Source organism: Streptomyces sp. (assembly GCF_036566765.1).
Lineage (GTDB): Bacteria > Actinomycetota > Actinomycetes > Streptomycetales > Streptomycetaceae > Streptomyces.
Genome location: NZ_DATCVQ010000624.1, coordinates 1 through 17102 on the forward strand (window position 1 = coordinate 1; position 17102 = coordinate 17102).

A 17102-nucleotide genomic window follows, 5' to 3' on the forward strand; every position below is an offset into this window, starting at 1 on the left:
CCGGAAGCCGTCGAGGCCCGGGCGCCCGCCGTCCTTCGTGCCTGCAGTCACTCGTGCCCGCCGTCATTCGTGCCTGCAGTCACTCGTGCCCGCCGTCATTCGTGCCCGCAGTCGTGCATGCCCGTACACACAGAAGCGCCGTGGCGAGCAGGTGCTCGCCACGGCGCTCGTGCAGGTCCGAGGGTCAGTACGACGCCGCCACCTCGAACAGCGCGAACGGGCTGCCGCGTTCGGCGTCCTGGTACGGCCGCAGCGGCGAGGTCGTCCCGCGGTGGGCCGAGCCCGCCTCCCAGTCGCGGAAGGCGGCCATGCTCTCCCACTCGCTGAGCACCGCGTACGCGCCCTCGTCGGTGATCTCGCGCAGCAGCTCGTTGCCCAGCAGGCCCGGCGTGCCGGCCAGGTCCTCGCTGATCCGGTGGTACGCCTTCTCCACCTCGGGCACCTCGCCGGGCGCGGGCCGCAGCCGCAGCAGGATCCGTACCCGGCCCGGCGCGCCGCTCATCCGGCGACCTCCACCATGCGCATCATCGCCAGCGAGCCGCCCGTGCGGTACGGGTGCAGCTTCTCGCGGTGCTTGATGTGCTCCGGGCTGCTCTCGAAGGCCAGGAAGGACTGCTGGTCCGTCCAGTCGCTCACCACGTAGTAGACGGACTCCTCGCCGTCCTTCGCGCTGCGCGCCAGGGTGTGCCCCAGGTTCGCCGCCTGAGCGGTGACCTCCTTGCTGCCCTCCGTCCAGACCTGCTCGAAGTCCGCCTCCAGGCCCGGCTTCACCTGGACGGTCAGGAGCACCCGGAACGACCCGGTCCGCGCGGCCATCTCAGACGCCCCCGTCGACGTGCAGGGTCTCGCCGTTGACGTACGTGGACAGCTCGCTCGCCAGGAACAGCACCGCGCCGGCGATCTCCTCCGGACGGCCGAACCGGCCCAGCGCCATCATCCGCAGATAGCGCTCGTTGTACGCGGCCCGCTGCTCGTCGGTCAGCTCGTCGGGCTCCGAGGTGTCGATGACGCCCGGGGCGACGACGTTGAAGCGGATGCCCTTGCCGCCGAGCTCCTTGCACAGCGAGCGGGTGAGCCCGACGAGACCGGCCTTGGAGGCGGTGTAGTGGCCGCGCAGCGGGATGCCCGCCATCGCGCCGCGGGAGCCGATGTTGATCACCGAGGAGCCCTCGCGCAGCATCGGGAGCGCCTTGCTGATCACCATGAAGGGGCCGGTGAGGTTGGTGGTGATCACCCGCTCCCACTCCTCGAACGGCAGCTGGGCGAACGGGATCTGGCTGATCACGCCCGCGTTGTTGACCAGGACGTCCAGCGTCTCGAACCGGCTGCGGCACTCCTGGAGCAGCAGCTCCACGCCCTCGGCCGTGCCCACGTCGGCGCGCACCAGCGCGTGGTCGCCGCCGATCTCCTTCAGCTCGCGGGCCAGGCTCTCGACCGCCTCGCCCTCCTGCCGGTAGCAGGTCACCACGGTGGCACCGGCCTTGGCCAGCTCCAGCACGACGGCTCGGCCGATGCCCCGGCTGCCGCCGGTGACCAGCGCGTTCTTGCCCACCAGTCGAAGTTCCACGTCATCCTCCGGTCTCACGCGGCCGTGGCCGCAAGGGGGTTCAGGTAGTCGGCTGCTCAGCGGGCGGCGGGGACGGGGCGGCACTCCAGGACCGCCCAGCGCCCGGCGACCGGCTCGTTCACCAGCTCGAAGCCCGCGGTCGCGAGCAGCGAGCGCCACTGCTGCTCGGACCGCTCGCGCCCGCCGAAGCGGACCAGCATGTCCAGGTCGAGGAGCTTGCCCCGGTCCCACTCGTTGGCCGGACCCACCAGGAACTCGCAGATCAGCAGCCGTCCTTCGGGGTCGCCGGCGAGCGCCTCGCGGACCCGGCCGAGGATCGCGGCGGCCTTCTCGTCGTCCCAGTCGTGCAGGACGGCCTTGAGGACGTACGCGTCCCGGCCCTTGGGCAGCTCCTCGAAGAAGTCGCCCGGGACGACCTCGACACGCTCCGCGACGCCGGCCTCCTCGAACTGCTTCTCCGCCTCCGCCACCACCGTCGGGCGGTCGACCAGGGTGCCGCGCACCTGCGGGAAGCGGGCGAGCAGCTGGGCGAGGAACAGGCCCCGGCCGCCGCCGATGTCGGCGATCTCGCCGAACCGGCCGAAGTCGTAGCCGTCGAGCAGCATCCGGGCGGTGGCGTGGCTCATCCCGGTCATCGCCCGGTCGAACAGCGCCCCGGCCTCGGGGTCCTGCTCCAGGTGCTCGAAGAAGGTGTGCCCGTACGCGGCCTCGAAGGCGGGCTCGCCGGTGCGCACGGTGTGCATCAGCCGGCCGTAGGAGCGCCACAGCATCTCGTCGCCGTTGTAGAGCACCATGTCCCGCTGGCTGCCGGGCACCCCGGAGCGCAGCGCGGCGCCGACGTCGTTGAGCGCGTACCGGCCGTCCGCCTCCTCGGCGAACACCCCGAACGCGGCGGCGACGCGCAGCACCCGGCCGAGCGAGTCGGCGTGCGCGCCGGCCCGCTCCGCCAGCTCCGCGACGGTGAGCGGGCCGTCGGCCAGCTCGTCGGCGATGCCCAGCTCGGCGACCACGTGCAGCACCCGGGATATCCGTTTGCCGTCCGTCAGCAGCAGCAGCCGTACGTGCGGCGGCAACGCGGCGGTCATCGCCGGGCCGACCACACCGGTCATGGTGTCCACGCCTTCTCCTATGTCCGGGGGTTGGTGCGGGGGTCAGATGAGTACGGCGGTCGCGCCGACGTTCGCCAGCAGGGCGGTGACGGCCAGCGCGCCCCGCACCCGGTTCCAGCGGATCCAGCGCTCGCGCGGGTCCAGGCGCTCGAAGTCCGCGGGCAGCGCCTGCGGGTCGAGCGTCGACAGCCAGCGGTTGATCGGCACGTTCTTGGTCAGCGACACCGTCATCGCGGCGGCCAGCAGCAGCGCGCCCAGCGCGGCCAGCAGCCGCACCGCGGTCTGCGGCGCGGCGACGACGAGCGCGATGTCGCACAGCAGACAGCTGAGCAGCGAGATCGGCATGAACGGGTCGAACCGGGTGACCAGTCCCTTGTGCACCGGGACGTACATCCCGGTCGGCAAGGTGGTGAACAGCGGGGCCGCGAGCACCGAGACGGCGAGACCGCCGGCCGCGAGACCGCCGGCGAGAAGCGCCGCGGGCATCAGTATCCGCATCGGATCCACCACGAATCACCCTCCCGAACCTGCCGCCGCGCCACGCGGCGGGACCACTGCCGACGACTCTCGGAGCAGCAGGTCGAAGCGGACTCGAAGACGGCTCGATCGCGCCGCGGCCGGGTCCGGGGCGCCGCCGTCGAGCACCCCTCCACAGCGAATCGAGCAGGTGGCAGCAGGGTGGCCGGGACATCAACCATGGGACCGGGAGTCGTGATGCTTGAGGAAGTACTGAGCGGGGTCGTGCTGATCGGGACGGGGATCGTCACGGGGATCTTCGTGGCTGTGCTGGTCAGCGTGGGTCCCGCCATGTCGGCCATGGGACGCGCCGAGTACCTCCGGGCCCACGCCCTGCTGGGCCGGGGCTACCACCCGATGATGCCGATCCTGGTCAACATCGTGACCGTCAGCGGATTCGTGCTCGGCTGGCTCGCCGAGTCGCCGGGCCGGGTGCTGTTCCCGGTGGCCGCCGTGCTGCTCATCGGGGTACAGGCCGTCTCGCACCTGGGGAACGTGCCGATCAACCGCTCGCTGAGCGGGCTCGCCGAGGACGGACCGTGGCAGGACCCGCGGCCGCTGTGGCGCGCCTGGCACCGGCTGCGCACGGCGCTCGCCGTGCTCGCCCTGGCGGCCGTCACGGTCGCCGTGCTCGCCGCACCTTGAACCCCCCACGCCACTCCTGAGGAGAAGGAACCGCCATGCCGCTCGATGCCATCACCTACCGCGTCCGTCCCGGATGCGAGGACGAACTGGCCGAGGTGTTCTCGCCGCACAACTTCACCCGGGTCGACTCGCCCGTCATCAAGGACGACTCCGGCGCGACCGTCGGAATGCTCCTGGGCACCGGCCTGTTCGTCCAGGGCGACACCGTGATCCGGGTGATCCACCACGACGGGGTCAGCGCGGCCAGGGTCGCCCGGCACATGTCCGTGCAGAAGGGGGTCCACGAGGCGGAGCGGGCGATCCTGCCCTACCTCGTCGAGGCGCGCGACACCGAGACCCCCGAGGGCTTCCGGCAGCACTTCCACCGCAGTCTCATGACCGCGCTGGAACAGCACAGCCCCGACGAACGGCCCGCGGCCGGCACCGTCGCGCTCCGCCACCAGCTGCGCAAGGGCGCCGGCGAGGAGCTCGCCCGCGAGCGCGGCACCGTCAACCGCAGGGCCTCCCTGCTGCTCTCCGAGGACCACCCGACGATCGTCCGGACGGCGCTCTTCCTGCACGAGGACACCCTCGTCCGCGTCGTCCAGTACGACGGGCACCCGTACGACGTCGTCGGCTACCTGACCGACCGCTGCTTCGGCCAGGACGCGGACGCCTGGCTGGAGCCGTACCTGGAGGACCTCGAGAGGCCCGTGCACCCGGACGCGTACCTGGCCCTGGTGCACGAGCAGGCCATGGTGTCCGTCTCGCACATGTCCGTCCTGGGCGTGGACTGACCCGCGAGGGGACATCGCCGTACGACGAAACCGCCGCCGGACCCGAGGGGCCCGGCGGCGGTTTCGTGGGCGCCGCTCCGCGTCACACCTCGGGGTGGTCGAACCACTCGCCGAGCTTGGTGCCCATCAGCGGGCTGCCGCGCAGCTTCAGCTTGCCGGTCAGGAAGGCCTTGGCCCCGGGCAGCTTGCCGACGCCCATCGCCATCATGTCCGGGAACTTGATCCCGATCGTGATGTCCGGGCTGTCGTGCTGCCCCTCGTCGGTCCGGCACTCGCCGGCCTCGACGTGCACGTAGTGGAGCTTCTTCCCCTCAAAGGAGGCGATGTCGAACTGGAAGACGCCCTTCTGGCCCTCCGCCTTCTTCGGGTTGAACTCCGACACGAGGAGTTCGAAGATCAGCGTCAGCGCCGCGTCCAGACCGCCTTCGCGCTCGGCGACGGCCGCCTCCAGCTGCTTGGACGGGATCGTCTCGACCAGCTCGATGAGCTCGTCCACCTGTTCCTGCTGCACACTCACCGGTTCCTCCTGGAACGAGAAGTCTCGAGAACTCACGGTCCGGCCGTGACGGCCGGCGAACTGTCATGGAGCGGGTCGAGCAGATGCATCTCGCCGCCCGCCCGCATCGGCCAGAGCAGCTGGAGATACGCCTGCTGCTCCGCGCTCTGCTCGAACGCCCGGAAGGACGGCTCGTCCGTCCAGTCGGTCAGCACGGTGTAGTCGCCCGTCTCCCCGCGCAGCCGCAGCAGTTGCTGGCCGTGGTTGTCGGGGAAGCGGCGGACGGTCTCGGCGTGGCCGCGCCACAGCTCCTCGAACTCCGCCTCGCGGCCCGGCGTGATCCGGATCCGGAGCAGGACCCGCAGTCCGGGCGCGGGGCGGGTCACGGCCGCACCGCCGCCGACCGCTCCGCGGCCGCCTGCTCCACCAGGCCCTTGATCCGGGCCATCTCCCGGCGGGTGTTGGTGTTCAGCCGGTCGGACATCTCCTTGTCGCCGAACGGCAGCCCGGAGCGGACCGTGAACTCCTGGCGCCAGCGCATCTCCACGCCGCCGTCGGTCTGCTCGTACGTCCAGAACAGGTCCATGAACTCGAACGGGCCCGTCTCGATCCGCCGGGCGCGCACGGTCCGCGTGGCGGGGTCGGGGGTGCGCTCGGAGACCCAGCTCCAGACGGCCCCGTCCTCGTCCGGGTGGAGGGTGAGCCGGAAGCGCAGGGTGGCCCCGTCGCGCTCCAGGATCTCGGCCGCGGCGTACTCCGAGAACAGCTGCGGCCAGGACTCGACGTCGTTCGTCATGTCCCACACCAGGTCCATCGGCGCGGCGATCACGATGCTGTTGTCGGTGGCTGCCATGTCAGGCCGCCGCGAGGCTGGTGTTGACGTAATTGATCACGTCCTGGGGAGAGTTCATCTCCTCGATGGCCTCGTCCGGGATCTGCAGGCCGTACTCGCGCTGGATCTGGCTGGCTATCTCCAGGACCGCGAGGGAGTCGTAGCCGATATCGGTGAAGTCGACGGCGAGGTGGTCCTCGGTGAGCTCCTCGGTCTCACCGGTGCACCGGCTCATGATCTCCTTGAGGTCGCCGAAGGTCATGTTGCTGCTCATCTCTACTTCCTCCTGGGGACGTGGGTGTTGCGTGTGCGAGCGGATGACTGCGGGGGATGCGGGGCAGGGGAGCCGGCCGGCACGGGGAAGCCGGCCGTCGTACTGGTCCTGCGGTCACTCGGAGCGCAGGACCATGGCCGCGTTGAACCCCCCGTAGCCGCGGCTGAGGACGAGCGCGGTGCGCAGCCGCGCCTCGCGCGGCCGGTCCGTGACGAGGTCGAGCCGGTGCGCGCGGTCCGGGCGGATGTTGACCGACGGCGGGATCACCTGGTCGCGCAGGGCGAGGACGGCGGCGGCCGCGTCGAGCGCCGCGCCACCCGCGTAGAGCCGGCCGGTCATCGTCTTGGGCACGGTCACCGGGACCGCGTCCGGGCCGAAGACGGCCGTGATGGCCTCGGCCTCCTGCCGGTCGAGCTCCGGCACGCCGTAGCCGTCGGCGAAGACCACGTCGACGTCCCCCGGCGCGGCGCCGGCCTCGGCCAGGGCGAGCTCGGCGGCCCGCCGGAGGCCGGGCGGCCGGCCCGAGCCGGGACGCGGGTCGAAGGTCGCCGCGTAGCCGGCGATCTCCGCGTAGATCCGGGGGACCTCGCGGCGCCGGGCGTCGTCCCGGCTCTCCACGATCAGGATCGCGCCGCCCTCGCCCGGCACGTATCCGCTCGCGGCGCCGTCGAAGGGCACGAAAGCGCGGTCCGGCCGCGGCTCCTCGCTGAGCCTGCCGTTGGACAGCTGGCAGACCAGACCGTACGGGGAGAGCGAGGCGTCGGTCCCGCCGGACACCACCAGCTTGGTGCCCTTGGCGAGTACGCGACGGGCCTGCGCCAGCGCGTCCAGGCCGCCGGCCTGTTCCGAGCAGACCACGCTGCAGGGCCCGCGCATGCCGTGCCGGATGGACAGCTGCCCGGTCGTCGCGGCGTAGAACCAGGCGATGGCCATGTACGCGCCCACGGCCTGGGGCCCCTCGGCGTACAGCTTCTGCAGCTCGCGCTGGCCGAACTCGACGCCGCCGGAGGAGTTGGCGGTGATGACCGCCATGTCCAGGTCGGCGAACGCGTCCGGCACCACGGCCGCGTCGGCCAGCGCCTCGTTCGTCGCGGCGAAGGCGTACTGGGTCATCGGGTCGGTCTCGCTGACCAGCCGCTGCGGCGCGTGGTCCGCCGGGTCGAAGCCGTCGGCCTGGCCCGCGACCCGCACCGGATAGCGCTCGGGGTCGAACCGGCTGATCCGGCCGATGCCCGACTTCCCGTCCAGGGTCGCCTGCCACCACGCCTCGCGGTCCAGGCCGTTGGGCGCGACGACGCCCACCCCGGTGATGACGGGGGCGCTCATGAGGACCTCCTGGGTGAGGTGAGCACCACGGCGCTCTGGAAGCCGCCGAAGCCGCTGCCGACGCTCAGGACCACGTCGAGCTCCGCCTCGCGCGCGGTGCCCGGCACGTAGTCCAGGTCGCACTCCGGGTCCGGCTCCTCGTAGTTCGCGGTCGGCGGGATCGCGCCCCGCTCGATGGCCAGCGCGCTGGCCGCGATCTCGATCGAGCCGATCGAGCCGAGGGAGTGCCCGACCATCGACTTGATCGAACTGACCGGGATGTCGTACGCGTGCGCGCCGAGGCTCCGCTTGTACGCGGCCGTCTCGTGCCGGTCGTTCTGCTTGGTGCCGCTGCCGTGGGCGTTGGCGTAGTCGATCTCGTCCGGGTTGATCCGGGCCTCGTCGAGCGCGGCGGTGATCGCCTCGCCCATCTCCCGCCCGTCCGGCCGCAACCCGGTCATGTGGTAGCCGTTGGCGCGGGCCGCGTAGCCGGCCACCTCGCAGTAGATGCGGGCGCCCCGGGCCAGCGCGTGCTCCCGCTCCTCGATCACGAAGACCGCGGAGCCCTCGCCGAGCACCAGCCCGTTGCGCCGCCGGTCGAACGGGCGGCAGGCGTGCTCCGGATCGTCGTTGCTGGTGGAGGAGGCCCGCAGGGTGTCGAAGCAGGACACGGTGATCGGGTAGATCGGCGCGTCGGTCGCGCCGGCCACCATCACGTCGGCCGAGCCCTCGCGGATCAGGTCGACCGCATACCCGACGGCGTCGATGCCCGCGCAGCAGCCGGAGCTGACCACGGTCGCCGGGCCCTCCGCGCCCGCCGCCCACGCCACCTCCGTCGCGAGCGAGCTGGACATCACGTACGAGTACAGATGCGGCTTCATGTACCCCTGGTCGACCAGCCACTCGCGGCCGTTGTCGCTGACCGTGCGGTACTCCTGCTCCATGGAGATCGCGTTGCCGACGCCGTTGCCGATGCTCACGCCGATCCGGTACGGGTTCTCCCTCTCCAGGTCGATCCCGCTGTCGGCCATCGCCTCCCGGGCGGCGACCAGCGCGAACTGGCCGGCCCGGTCGGTGCGCCGGATCTCCTGGAAGGAGAGTCCGGCCTGCTCGGGGTCGAAGTCGCACTCCGCGCCGATGCGGCTGCGGAACGGCGTCGGGTCGAACAGGGTGATCCGGCGGGTCGCCGTACGGCCCTTGACGATCATCTCCCAGAAGTTCTCCCGGCCCGGCTGCCCGGGGGCGACGACCCCGATGCCGGTGATGACTGCGCGGCCGGTCATCCCGCGCCCCCCACCTCGGGCAGGGTGCCCTCGCCGGGCAGCGGCTCGCAGTCGACGTGGCCGAGCTCGGGCCGCGGGGCCAGCGGGCTGAGGAAGAAGGCGACGAAGGCCTGCTCGTCGCCCGGGTTCTCGATGCGGTGCCGCACGCCGATCGGCACCATGAAGGACTCCCCGGGCTCCAGGATCAGCTCCTGGCCCTCGATCCGGAGCAGGATCCGGCCGCGGATCGCGTGGAAGAACTCCTCGGAGTGCGGGTGGTAGTGCTCGGAGACGAACTCCCCGGGCTCCAGCGTGCCGACGCCCATGAACCCCGAGGTCGCGCCACAGGTCTTGGGGCTGAGCAGGACACGCAGATCGCCGCCGCGCTTGCGGTTCGGCGGCACGTCGTCGATGGCGACCTTGATGAGGTCGGTGGTCTGCATTGGGTGCTCCACAGATGGGGGACGGGTGCGGCGGACGGCTCAGGGGGTCCAGCTGTAGAAGGACTCGGCCATCGAGTCCTTCGGCTCCCGCCAGTCGGGGGAGTAGGGCGTCATGAACTCCTGGAGGCGGGTGTTGATGTCCTCGTAGAGCGGGTGGCTGCGCGCCTGGTAGAGGCTGCCGTTGATGGGCGCGTCCGCCTCCACCAGGTGGAAGTAGAGGCCGTGGAAGCGGAACAGGGTGCGCCGCTGGACCCCGATCATGTGCGGGAGTTCGGTGGCGTCGGACTCGGCGAACAGCGCGGCCACCTTGTCCGCGTCGTCGTGGTCCATGCGCGCGACGATGAGTGTGCGATGAGCCATGGGTACTCCTTACGGATGGCGCCCGGAGCGGTCGGGCTTCCGGCGGCCGTGAGCGGTTCGGCCTGCCGGTTGTGATGATTCAGGGGCCGGCTTGAGGCCCTGTCCAGGCCAACTCGACGTCAGATTCGAGCCGTTGCCGGACGCGCGTCCGACGGCTTTTCGGCAGGCAGCAGGACGGCCGTGACGGCGGCGGCAGCGGCGAATCCCGCCAGATACGTCCACAGCGGCAGCACGCCCACGAGACGGGAGAGCTGCCCGCCGAGGCCCGCGCCGAGCGCGGCGCCCAGGTAGAAGAGCCCCATCATCCGGCCGCGGTGCCCCTCGGGCGCGGTCTCGGCCGTGGTGCTCAGCCCGACCGGTCCGAAGACCAGCTCGCCGCAGGCCACCCAGAGGAACGCGGCGAGCAGCCAGCCGGGCGACACCGCTCCGTCCTCCGCCGCGAACCAGGCCCCGGTCGCGAGGACGGCGAAGCCGGCCGCCGCGCACCCCAGCCCTGCCGCGAACTTCCGCGCCGAGCCCGCCCGGCCGCCGATCCGCAGCCACAGCCAGGCGAAGGCCGGGGCGAGCAGCAGCAGGAACAGCGGGTGCGCGGACTGGAACCAGCTCGCCGGGACCGTGAAGCCCGCGATCTCGCGGTCGGTGTGCTCGCGGGCGAACAGGCTGAAGACCGAGCCGAGTTGCCCGAACATCGCCCAGAACAGCACCGACGGAGCGAAGACCCGCAGATAGCCGCGGACCCGGGCGCGCTCCGCGACGCCGAGCTCCGCCCCGCGCAGCAGCCGCCGGAAGTACCAGACGGGCGCGGCAAGGGACCCGAGACCGCACAGCGCGAGCACCGGGTGCAGCGCCGCCCCGCCCGCCGCCAGGGCCCCGGCGGCCAGCAGCACCGCGAGCGCGAGCGCCGCCCAGGCGCCGCGGACCAGCCGGCGCATCGCCTCCGGCGGCAGCGGACGGCTGGGCCCGGTCCGCGTCCCGCGCAGGGCCGGGGCCCCGTGCAGGTACTGGAGCACGCCGAAGACCATGCCGACCGCGGCCGCCCCGAAGCCCAGATGCCAGTCGACGCGCTCGCCGAGCGCGCCGGTGACGAGCGGGCCGAGCAGCGCGCTGACCTGGACGCTCATGTAGAAGAGGGAGAAGGCCGCCTGCCGCTGCGAGCTGGACGCCCCCGGGTTCATCTGGTCGAACATCACGGGAAGGTTGGGCTTGAGCAGCCCGGTGCCGAGGGCGACGAGCATCAGGCCGAGATAGAACGCGGTGGTGGCGGGCACGGCCATGCACGCGTGCCCCGCGGCGATCACCAGCGCGCCGGTCAGCATCGCCCGGTGCGTGCCGAGCACCCGGTCGCCGAGCCAGCCGCCGGGCATCGCGGCCAGGAACGACGCCGAGATGTACAGGCCGAACAGCGCGCCGGCCGTGCCGTCCGAGAGGCCGAGGCCGCCCTCCGCCTTCGGCGCGGTCGCGTACAGGAAGAGCAGGGCCTGCATCCCGTAGAAGCTGAACCGCTCCCACATGTCGGTCATGAACAGGGCGCTGAACCAGCGCTCGCGGAACATCGCCCGCAGCGGGCGGTCCGGGCCGCCGGGCAGCAGGGCGGGGGACTCGGCCGTCGTGCCGTGCGCGGTCATGCCCGGCCCCTCAACGCGCTGTGCCGCCGTCTCACAGCGCTATGCCGCCGTCGATCTGCACGACCTGGCCGGTGATGTAGTCGGCCGAGTCGGACAGCAGGAAGGCGACCAGCTCGGCGACGGACTCGGCGCTGCCGAAGCGCCCCATGGCGACCTTCCCCAGCGCGGCCTCCCGGGCCTTGGCCGTCATGCCGTCGAGCATGTCGGTCTCGATGAACCCCGGCGCCACCGCGTTGACCCGCACCCCGTACGGGGCGACCTCCTTGGCGAGCGCGCGGGTGAGCCCGTTCAGGCCGGCCTTGGCCGTGGCGTAGTTCGTCTGGCCGGGGTTCCCGTACACCCCGATCACGGACGACACGTTCACCACCGCGCCCGCCCGGCGGGTGATCAGGCCGCGCACCACCGCGCGGGTGACGTGGAAAGCCCCGTCCAGGCTGGTGCCGACCACCGACTGCCAGTCCTGCGCCGACATCAGCGCCATCGGGCGGTCCCGCAGCACCCCCGCGGAGTTGACCACCGCGTACGGCGCGCCCAGCTTCTCCTCCGCCCCCGCGACAAAGGCCTTCACCGCCTCCGCGTCCGTGACGTCGCAGACCGCGTGGTGCACGGCCGCCCCGGCCTCGGCGACGAGGCGGGCCGTCTCCAGGGCCGCCTCGTCCGCGGACCGGGAGCAGAACCCGATGTCGTAGCCCGTCTGCGCGAGCCGGACCGCGATCGCTCGGCCGATGCCCCGCGAGCCGCCGGTCACCAGCGCACAGCGCCTCTCCCCCATCACATGTCCCCTTCGACGAGCCGCGGCCGGGGCGGCTGCCGCGGCCGCGGCGAGCATCGCCCGGCGGCCTCGAGGCAGACTCGAAGGGCACGCGTCACGCTGCCCGCATGGTGGAGAACCTCTTCGAGCAGAACCTGTTGTGGGCCGTACTGGCCGCGGTCTTCTGGGGATTCGCGGCGCGCGGGGCCCGCTGTCTCGCGACCCGGCGCACCGCGCACTCGCTCCGGTCCAGAGCCCTCCTGGGCCTGATCCTGCTGTCCGTCTCGCTGCTCGTCCTGGCCCTGCGGGTCGCCTTCGTCTTCGCGCTGGCCGCGGAGGCGGGATGGCCGGCGGCCACGGACTTCGTGCTGTTCGCGGCCGTGCCCCTGATCCTGGCGGGCGCGGCCGTGGCGGTGTTCTCGGTACCGGCGTACCTGCGGCTCGCCCGCCAGGCGCCTTCGGAGGAGGGCCTGGCCGCCCTGCGCCGGGCCGCCGCCGACCCGCGACTCGTCGTTCCCGTCCGGGCCTGCTTCAGTGCCACCGTCGTCGCCGCGGCGCTCACCCTCCACCCGCCCGCCCCGGCGTACACCGGCCCGTTCCTCCTCGAACTGGCCGTGCTGGCCGTGGCCGCGGGCGCGCTGCTGCTGTTCCAGCAGCGCTTCCGCGCGGACCTGGCCGCCCCCGGCTGGACGCCGCCGTCCCGCGCCCGGCGCATGGTGCGCCCCACCGCCCTGGTCACCACGGTCGTGCTGCTGTCCACCGGCGGCTGCACCCTGATGGCCCAGGAGAGCCGGCTGCCGAGCCGGGTCGGCAACGCCCACCACCAGCACGCGTACGACACCGGCGGCGGCCCGGCGGCCGGGAAGGCCCCGGTCCGCGACCTCGCCAAGCTCTCCGGGCCGCGGACCGAGCAGCCCGCCCGGCGCTTCACCCTCACCGCGACCAGCCGCACGATGCGCCTGGCCTCGGGGGAGGAGGTGGCCGCCCTCGCCTTCAACGGAAGCCTCCCCGGCCCCGAACTGCACATGCTGCGCGGCGAGTTGATCGAGGTCGTCCTGATCAACCAGAACGTCGCCGAGGGCGTCACCGTGCACTGGCACGGCGTCGACGTCCCGAACGCCGAGGACGGCGTCGCCGGAGTCACCCAGAACGCGGTACGGCCCGGCGGCCGCCACGTGTACCGCTTCCGGGCGCCCCGCGCGGGCACCTTCTGGTACCACTCGCACCAGCAGTCCAGCACCGTCGTGACCCGCGGCCTGTTCGGCGCGCTGATCGTGGACGAGCCCGGCGCGCGCCCGGCGGGCCTGGACCGGACGGTCGTCGCCCACGCCTGGCCGATGGCCGGCGCGAAGGGCGAGGCCGGCGGACCGCACCGCGGCGGAGGCGGAGCGCTCAGCGGCCAGAACGGGGCGGGCGGCCTGCTGCGCACCGCGCTCGGAGACGACACCCGCCTGCGCGCCGAGAAGGTCCCCGCCGGGACCCCGGTCCGGCTGCGCCTGGTCAACGCCGACAACTGCCCGCGTACGTACTCCCTCGCCGGGACCGGGTTCAAGGTCGCCGCGATCGACGGCAACGAGGTGTCGGGACCCACCGAGGTGAAGGACCGCCTGCTGCGGATCGCCGGCGGCGGCCGGCTCGACGTGACCTTCGCCCAGCCCGCCGGTCCGGTGCACCTGACGATCGTCGGCGACGCCAACGCCTCCGGCGGCGGCCGTGGCTTCGAGGGCTGCGGCGAGGACGGCGCGTACGGGACGGGCCGTACGGAGAAGGCGTCGCTGCTGCTCGACCCGAGCGGCGCGGGCGACCCGCCGCCCGCCGTCAAGGGCCCGCTCTTCGACCCGCTGCACTACGGCTCGCCCGCCGCCGCCCCGTTCGGCCCCGGCACGACGTACGACCGGAACTTCCACCTCGTGCTCGGCAACAGCGTCGGCTTCTTCGACGGCCGGCCCATGATGATGTGGACCGTCAACAACGCCGTCTACCCGGACATCCCCGCGCTGCTGGTGCGGGAGGGCGACACCGTGCGCACGACCTTCGTCAACCGGAGCCTGGACGACCACCCCATGCACCTGCACGGCCACCGCATGCTCGTGCTCTCCCGCAACGGCGAGCGGGCGACCGGCAGCCCCTGGTGGACCGACACCCTGAACGTCGCGCCCGGCGAGCGGTACGAGGTCGCGTTCCGCGCCGACAACCCCGGCCTGTGGATGGACCACTGCCACAACCTCGACCACGCCCGCGACGGAATGGTCCTCCACCTGGCCTACGACGGCGTGACCAGCCCCTACGAGGCCGGAAGGTCCAGCGGCAACCTGCCCGAGTGATCCGTCCGCCCACTGCTGGTCAGCGCCAGCAGCCGCTCGCGCGCCGCGTGCACGCTCCGCCGGTCCTCCCCGGGCCCCAGGGCCCGGGGAGGCAGCGTGGCGATCACCGCGCTGCGACCCGAGCGCACGGACTCGTGGCCGCGGGCGATCACCGTCAGGCTCTGCGAAGGCCCGGCCTCCACCAGGATCCGGTCCTCCACCCTCAGCACCTCGTCGAGCGTCGGCCAGAACATGACCGGCGTGGTCGGCTGGGCCGCCCAGAACGCCGCGCGGACCGCCTCCTCAGGGGCGAGCAGCCGGCCCGTGTACGCGGAGTACAGCGGCGTACGGGGCGGCGCGAGCCGCATCGTACGGATCAGCGCCTCGGTCGGTTCCACCAGCGGCGCCAGGGCCGGGCTGTGGTACGGGCTGCGGGCGGCGAGCCCCCTGAAGGTCCGGCCGTCCGCGGTCAGCCGGCCCGCCACCGCGTCCAGTGGCGCGTCGGGACCCGAAAGAACCGTGTGCCGGGGCCCGTTCACCGCCGCCACCACGACGTCGTCGCCCAGGTACCGGCTCAACTCCCCCGGCGCGGCGGCGACCGCGAGCATCCCGCCCGCCGGGGTGGTCCGCTGCATCAGCACGCGCTCCCACAGCAGCCGCACCGCGTCGTCCAGGGCGAACACCCCGGCGAGCACGGCGGCGGTGAACTCGCCCATGCTGTGGCCGAGATACGCGTCCGGCCGCACTCCCCAGCTCTCGACCAGCCGCCCCATGGCGTAGTTCACGGCGAACAGCAGGGGCGCGGACCGGGTGTCGGCGTCCATCGGCACCGCCGGTTCCGGGGCCAGCCAGTCCGACCTGGCCTCCTCGCCCTCCGTCCCGAGCAGGTCCACGACCTCGTCCACGGCCCGGGTGAAGACCGGCTCGTGCTCGTAGAGCCCGGCCGCCATGCGCGCGTACTGCGCTCCGGTCCCCGGGAACATCAGGACGACGGAGCGGCGGTGAGGAAGAGTCATGGCACCAGGGTGGTCCGCACCGATCGAGCCGTTCTCCAGCGCCTCATGCAGAAGCGTTCGAGCCCGCCTTGAGCACGGCGGCGCATGCTGCACCCCATGAGCGTCGTCGAGGAAACGCCCCCGATACCGGGGAACAGGACGAGCACACTGGCCCCCGCGGACGGCTGTCTGCGCGACCGTGCGGCGGAGCTCGCCGCACTGCACGAGCGCGTGCGACGCGGCCCGAGCGACCGGGCGACCGAAGCACAGCACGCCAAGGGGAAACTGACCGCGCGCGAGCGCATCGCGCTGCTCTTCGACGCGGGCACGTTCTCCGAGATCGAGGAGCTGCGCCGGCACCGGGCATCCGGCTTCGGCCTGGAGGACCGCCGCCCGCACACCGACGGCGTCGTCACCGGCTGGGGGAAGGTGCACGGCCGGACCGTGTTCGCCTACGCCCACGACTTCCGGATCTTCGGCGGCGCCCTCGGCGAGGCGCACGCCGAGAAGATCCACAAGCTGATGGACCTGGCCGAGGCCGCCGGAGCGCCGATCGTCGGCCTCTGCGACGGCGCGGGCGCCCGGATCCAGGAGGGCGTCACCGCGCTCGCCGGCTACGGCGGCATCTTCACCCGCAACGTGCGCAACTCCGGGGTCATCCCGCAGATCAGCGTGATCCTCGGGCCGTGCGCGGGCGGCGCCGCGTACTCCCCGGCGCTGACCGACTTCGTCTTCATGGTGCGCGGCACGGCCCAGATGTTCATCACCGGGCCCGACGTGGTGCAGGCCGTGACCGGCGAGGTGATCACGATGGACGCGCTGGGCGGCGCCGACGCGCACGCCTCGGTCTCCGGCGTCGCGCACTTCGCCTGCGACGACGAGGAGTCCTGCCTGGAGGACGTGCGCCATCTGCTGTCCCTGCTGCCCTCGAACAACCGCGAACTGCCGCCCGCCGAGCCCTCGCAGGACCCGCCCGACCGGCGCACCGAGGCCCTGCTCGACCTGGTGCCGGCCGACCCGGCCCGCGCGTACGACATGCGGGCGGTGATCGAGGAGATCGTCGACGACGGCGACTACGTCGAGATCTCCGAGAGCTGGGCGACCAACATCGTCTGCGCCCTGGCCCGGCTCGACGGCCAAGTGGTCGGCGTCGTCGCCAACCAGCCGTCCGCGTTCGCCGGCGTCCTGGACATCCACGCCTCCGAGAAGGCGGCCCGCTTCGTCCAGACCTGCGACTCGTTCAACATCCCGCTGGTCACCCTCGTCGACGTGCCCGGCTTCCTGCCCGGCGTCGACCAGGAGCACGGCGGCATCATCCGGCACGGGGCCAAGCTGCTCTACGCGTACTGCAACGCCACCGTGCCGCGCGTCCAGTTGATCCTGCGCAAGGCGTACGGCGGCGCGTACATCGTCATGGACTCCCGCTCCATCGGCACGGACGTCTCGCTGGCCTGGCCGAGCAACGAGATCGCCGTCATGGGCGCGGAGGGGGCGGCGAACGTCGTCTTCCGGCGCGAGATCGCGGCCGCGGCCGACCCGGACGCGACCCGGGCCCGGCTGGTCAAGGAGTACCGGGCGGAGCTGATGCACCCGTACTACGCGGCCGAGCGCGGCCTCGTCGACAGCGTGATCGACCCGGCGGAGACCCGGATCCGGCTCATCGGAGCCCTTGCGATGCTCCGGGCCAAGCACGCGCCGCTGCCCAGCCGCAAGCACGGGAACCAGCCGCAGTGAGCGCCGTCCGCGTGGTGCGCGGCACGCCGACGGCGGAGGAACTCGCCGCCTGCGTCCTGGTCCTGCAGGCGCTGGCGGCCGGCCGGGACCGGGCCGCGGGGTCCGGCGG

General features: G+C 72.7%; 21 protein-coding genes. 5 read left to right on the forward strand and 16 right to left on the reverse strand.

Going from position 1 to position 17102, the window contains the following annotated elements:
• Positions 1-184: 184 nt before the first annotated feature.
• Genes VIU94_RS36395 through VIU94_RS36415 form a run of 5 tightly spaced genes read right to left on the reverse strand, consistent with a single transcriptional unit; the run spans position 185 to position 3174 of the window.
• Positions 185-502: an antibiotic biosynthesis monooxygenase family protein gene (locus tag VIU94_RS36395; protein WP_331918449.1), complete on the reverse strand. Its 318-nt coding sequence runs from the start codon at positions 500-502 to the stop codon at positions 185-187.
• Positions 499-816 carry an antibiotic biosynthesis monooxygenase family protein gene (locus VIU94_RS36400; RefSeq protein WP_331918451.1) on the reverse strand — a complete coding sequence of 106 codons (318 nt, stop codon included), beginning with the start codon at positions 814-816 and terminating at the stop codon, positions 499-501. Before VIU94_RS36400 ends, VIU94_RS36395 begins: the two co-directional genes overlap by 4 nt.
• 1 nt (position 817) lies before the next feature.
• On the reverse strand, positions 818-1567 hold the full coding sequence (locus VIU94_RS36405) for an SDR family NAD(P)-dependent oxidoreductase (RefSeq protein ID WP_331918453.1): 750 nt from the start codon (positions 1565-1567) through the stop codon (positions 818-820).
• Positions 1568-1623: 56 nt separating this feature from the next.
• The gene (locus tag VIU94_RS36410) at positions 1624-2676 is read right to left on the reverse strand and encodes a methyltransferase (protein ID WP_331918487.1); all 1053 of its coding nucleotides are present in this window, start codon (positions 2674-2676) and stop codon (positions 1624-1626) included.
• A gap of 42 nt (positions 2677-2718) precedes the next feature.
• On the reverse strand, positions 2719-3174 hold the full coding sequence (locus tag VIU94_RS36415; protein WP_331918455.1) for an anthrone oxygenase family protein: 456 nt from the start codon (positions 3172-3174) through the stop codon (positions 2719-2721).
• A gap of 216 nt (positions 3175-3390) precedes the next feature.
• On the opposite strand from VIU94_RS36415, the gene VIU94_RS36420 reads away from it, so the two are divergent.
• On the forward strand, positions 3391-3837 hold the full coding sequence (locus VIU94_RS36420; RefSeq protein WP_331918457.1) for an anthrone oxygenase family protein: 447 nt from the start codon (positions 3391-3393) through the stop codon (positions 3835-3837).
• 35 nt (positions 3838-3872) lie between these two features.
• Positions 3873-4613 carry a SchA/CurD-like domain-containing protein gene (locus VIU94_RS36425; protein WP_331918459.1) on the forward strand — a complete coding sequence of 247 codons (741 nt, stop codon included), beginning with the start codon at positions 3873-3875 and terminating at the stop codon, positions 4611-4613.
• Between the two features lie 82 nt (positions 4614-4695).
• Here VIU94_RS36425 and VIU94_RS36430 read toward each other — a convergent pair whose 3' ends face one another.
• The 10 genes from VIU94_RS36430 to fabG form a co-directional block, all read right to left on the reverse strand.
• Positions 4696-5130: an SCP2 sterol-binding domain-containing protein gene (locus VIU94_RS36430; RefSeq protein ID WP_331918461.1), complete on the reverse strand. Its 435-nt coding sequence runs from the start codon at positions 5128-5130 to the stop codon at positions 4696-4698.
• A 32-nt stretch (positions 5131-5162) separates the two neighbouring features.
• The gene (locus tag VIU94_RS36435; RefSeq protein ID WP_331918463.1) at positions 5163-5495 is read right to left on the reverse strand and encodes an antibiotic biosynthesis monooxygenase family protein; all 333 of its coding nucleotides are present in this window, start codon (positions 5493-5495) and stop codon (positions 5163-5165) included.
• Positions 5492-5962 carry an SRPBCC family protein gene (locus VIU94_RS36440; RefSeq protein WP_331918465.1) on the reverse strand — a complete coding sequence of 157 codons (471 nt, stop codon included), beginning with the start codon at positions 5960-5962 and terminating at the stop codon, positions 5492-5494. The genes VIU94_RS36435 and VIU94_RS36440 overlap by 4 nt, the downstream gene beginning before the upstream one ends.
• A gap of 1 nt (position 5963) precedes the next feature.
• Positions 5964-6215, reverse strand: coding sequence for an acyl carrier protein (locus tag VIU94_RS36445; RefSeq protein WP_331918467.1), 252 nt, complete (start codon positions 6213-6215; stop codon positions 5964-5966).
• A 114-nt stretch (positions 6216-6329) separates the two neighbouring features.
• Positions 6330-7541 carry a ketosynthase chain-length factor gene (locus VIU94_RS36450; RefSeq protein ID WP_331918469.1) on the reverse strand — a complete coding sequence of 404 codons (1212 nt, stop codon included), beginning with the start codon at positions 7539-7541 and terminating at the stop codon, positions 6330-6332.
• The gene (locus tag VIU94_RS36455) at positions 7538-8803 is read right to left on the reverse strand and encodes a beta-ketoacyl-[acyl-carrier-protein] synthase family protein (protein WP_331918471.1); all 1266 of its coding nucleotides are present in this window, start codon (positions 8801-8803) and stop codon (positions 7538-7540) included. The genes VIU94_RS36450 and VIU94_RS36455 overlap by 4 nt, the downstream gene beginning before the upstream one ends.
• Entirely contained in the window at positions 8800-9225 is a 426-nt protein-coding gene (locus tag VIU94_RS36460) for a cupin domain-containing protein (RefSeq protein ID WP_331918473.1), read from the reverse strand. The genes VIU94_RS36455 and VIU94_RS36460 overlap by 4 nt, the downstream gene beginning before the upstream one ends.
• Before the next feature lie 39 nt (positions 9226-9264).
• Positions 9265-9585 (reverse strand): TcmI family type II polyketide cyclase, encoded by a 321-nt coding sequence (locus VIU94_RS36465; RefSeq protein ID WP_331918475.1) that lies wholly within the window; start codon positions 9583-9585, stop codon positions 9265-9267.
• A gap of 119 nt (positions 9586-9704) precedes the next feature.
• Positions 9705-11210, reverse strand: a complete 1506-nt coding sequence (locus VIU94_RS36470) for a peptide MFS transporter (protein WP_331918477.1) — start codon at positions 11208-11210, stop codon at positions 9705-9707.
• Positions 11211-11241: 31 nt separating this feature from the next.
• The gene (fabG, locus tag VIU94_RS36475) at positions 11242-11982 is read right to left on the reverse strand and encodes a 3-oxoacyl-ACP reductase FabG (protein WP_331918479.1); all 741 of its coding nucleotides are present in this window, start codon (positions 11980-11982) and stop codon (positions 11242-11244) included.
• A gap of 107 nt (positions 11983-12089) precedes the next feature.
• Here fabG and VIU94_RS36480 point away from each other — a divergent pair, with 107 nt between their 5' ends.
• Positions 12090-14285: a multicopper oxidase family protein gene (locus VIU94_RS36480; RefSeq protein ID WP_331918481.1), complete on the forward strand. Its 2196-nt coding sequence runs from the start codon at positions 12090-12092 to the stop codon at positions 14283-14285.
• Here the strand turns inward: VIU94_RS36480 and VIU94_RS36485 are convergent.
• Complete coding sequence (locus VIU94_RS36485) at positions 14246-15280, reverse strand: acyltransferase domain-containing protein (RefSeq protein WP_331918483.1); 1035 nt, start codon at positions 15278-15280, stop codon at positions 14246-14248. The two genes, VIU94_RS36480 and VIU94_RS36485, sit on opposite strands and share 40 nt — an antisense overlap.
• A 96-nt stretch (positions 15281-15376) precedes the next feature.
• Here VIU94_RS36485 and VIU94_RS36490 point away from each other — a divergent pair, with 96 nt between their 5' ends.
• Complete coding sequence (locus tag VIU94_RS36490; RefSeq protein WP_331918485.1) at positions 15377-16993, forward strand: acyl-CoA carboxylase subunit beta; 1617 nt, start codon at positions 15377-15379, stop codon at positions 16991-16993.
• Between the two features lie 14 nt (positions 16994-17007).
• A partial coding sequence (locus tag VIU94_RS44825) for an acyl-CoA carboxylase epsilon subunit (RefSeq protein WP_414721068.1) occupies positions 17008-17102 on the forward strand: 95 nt, incomplete at its 3' end.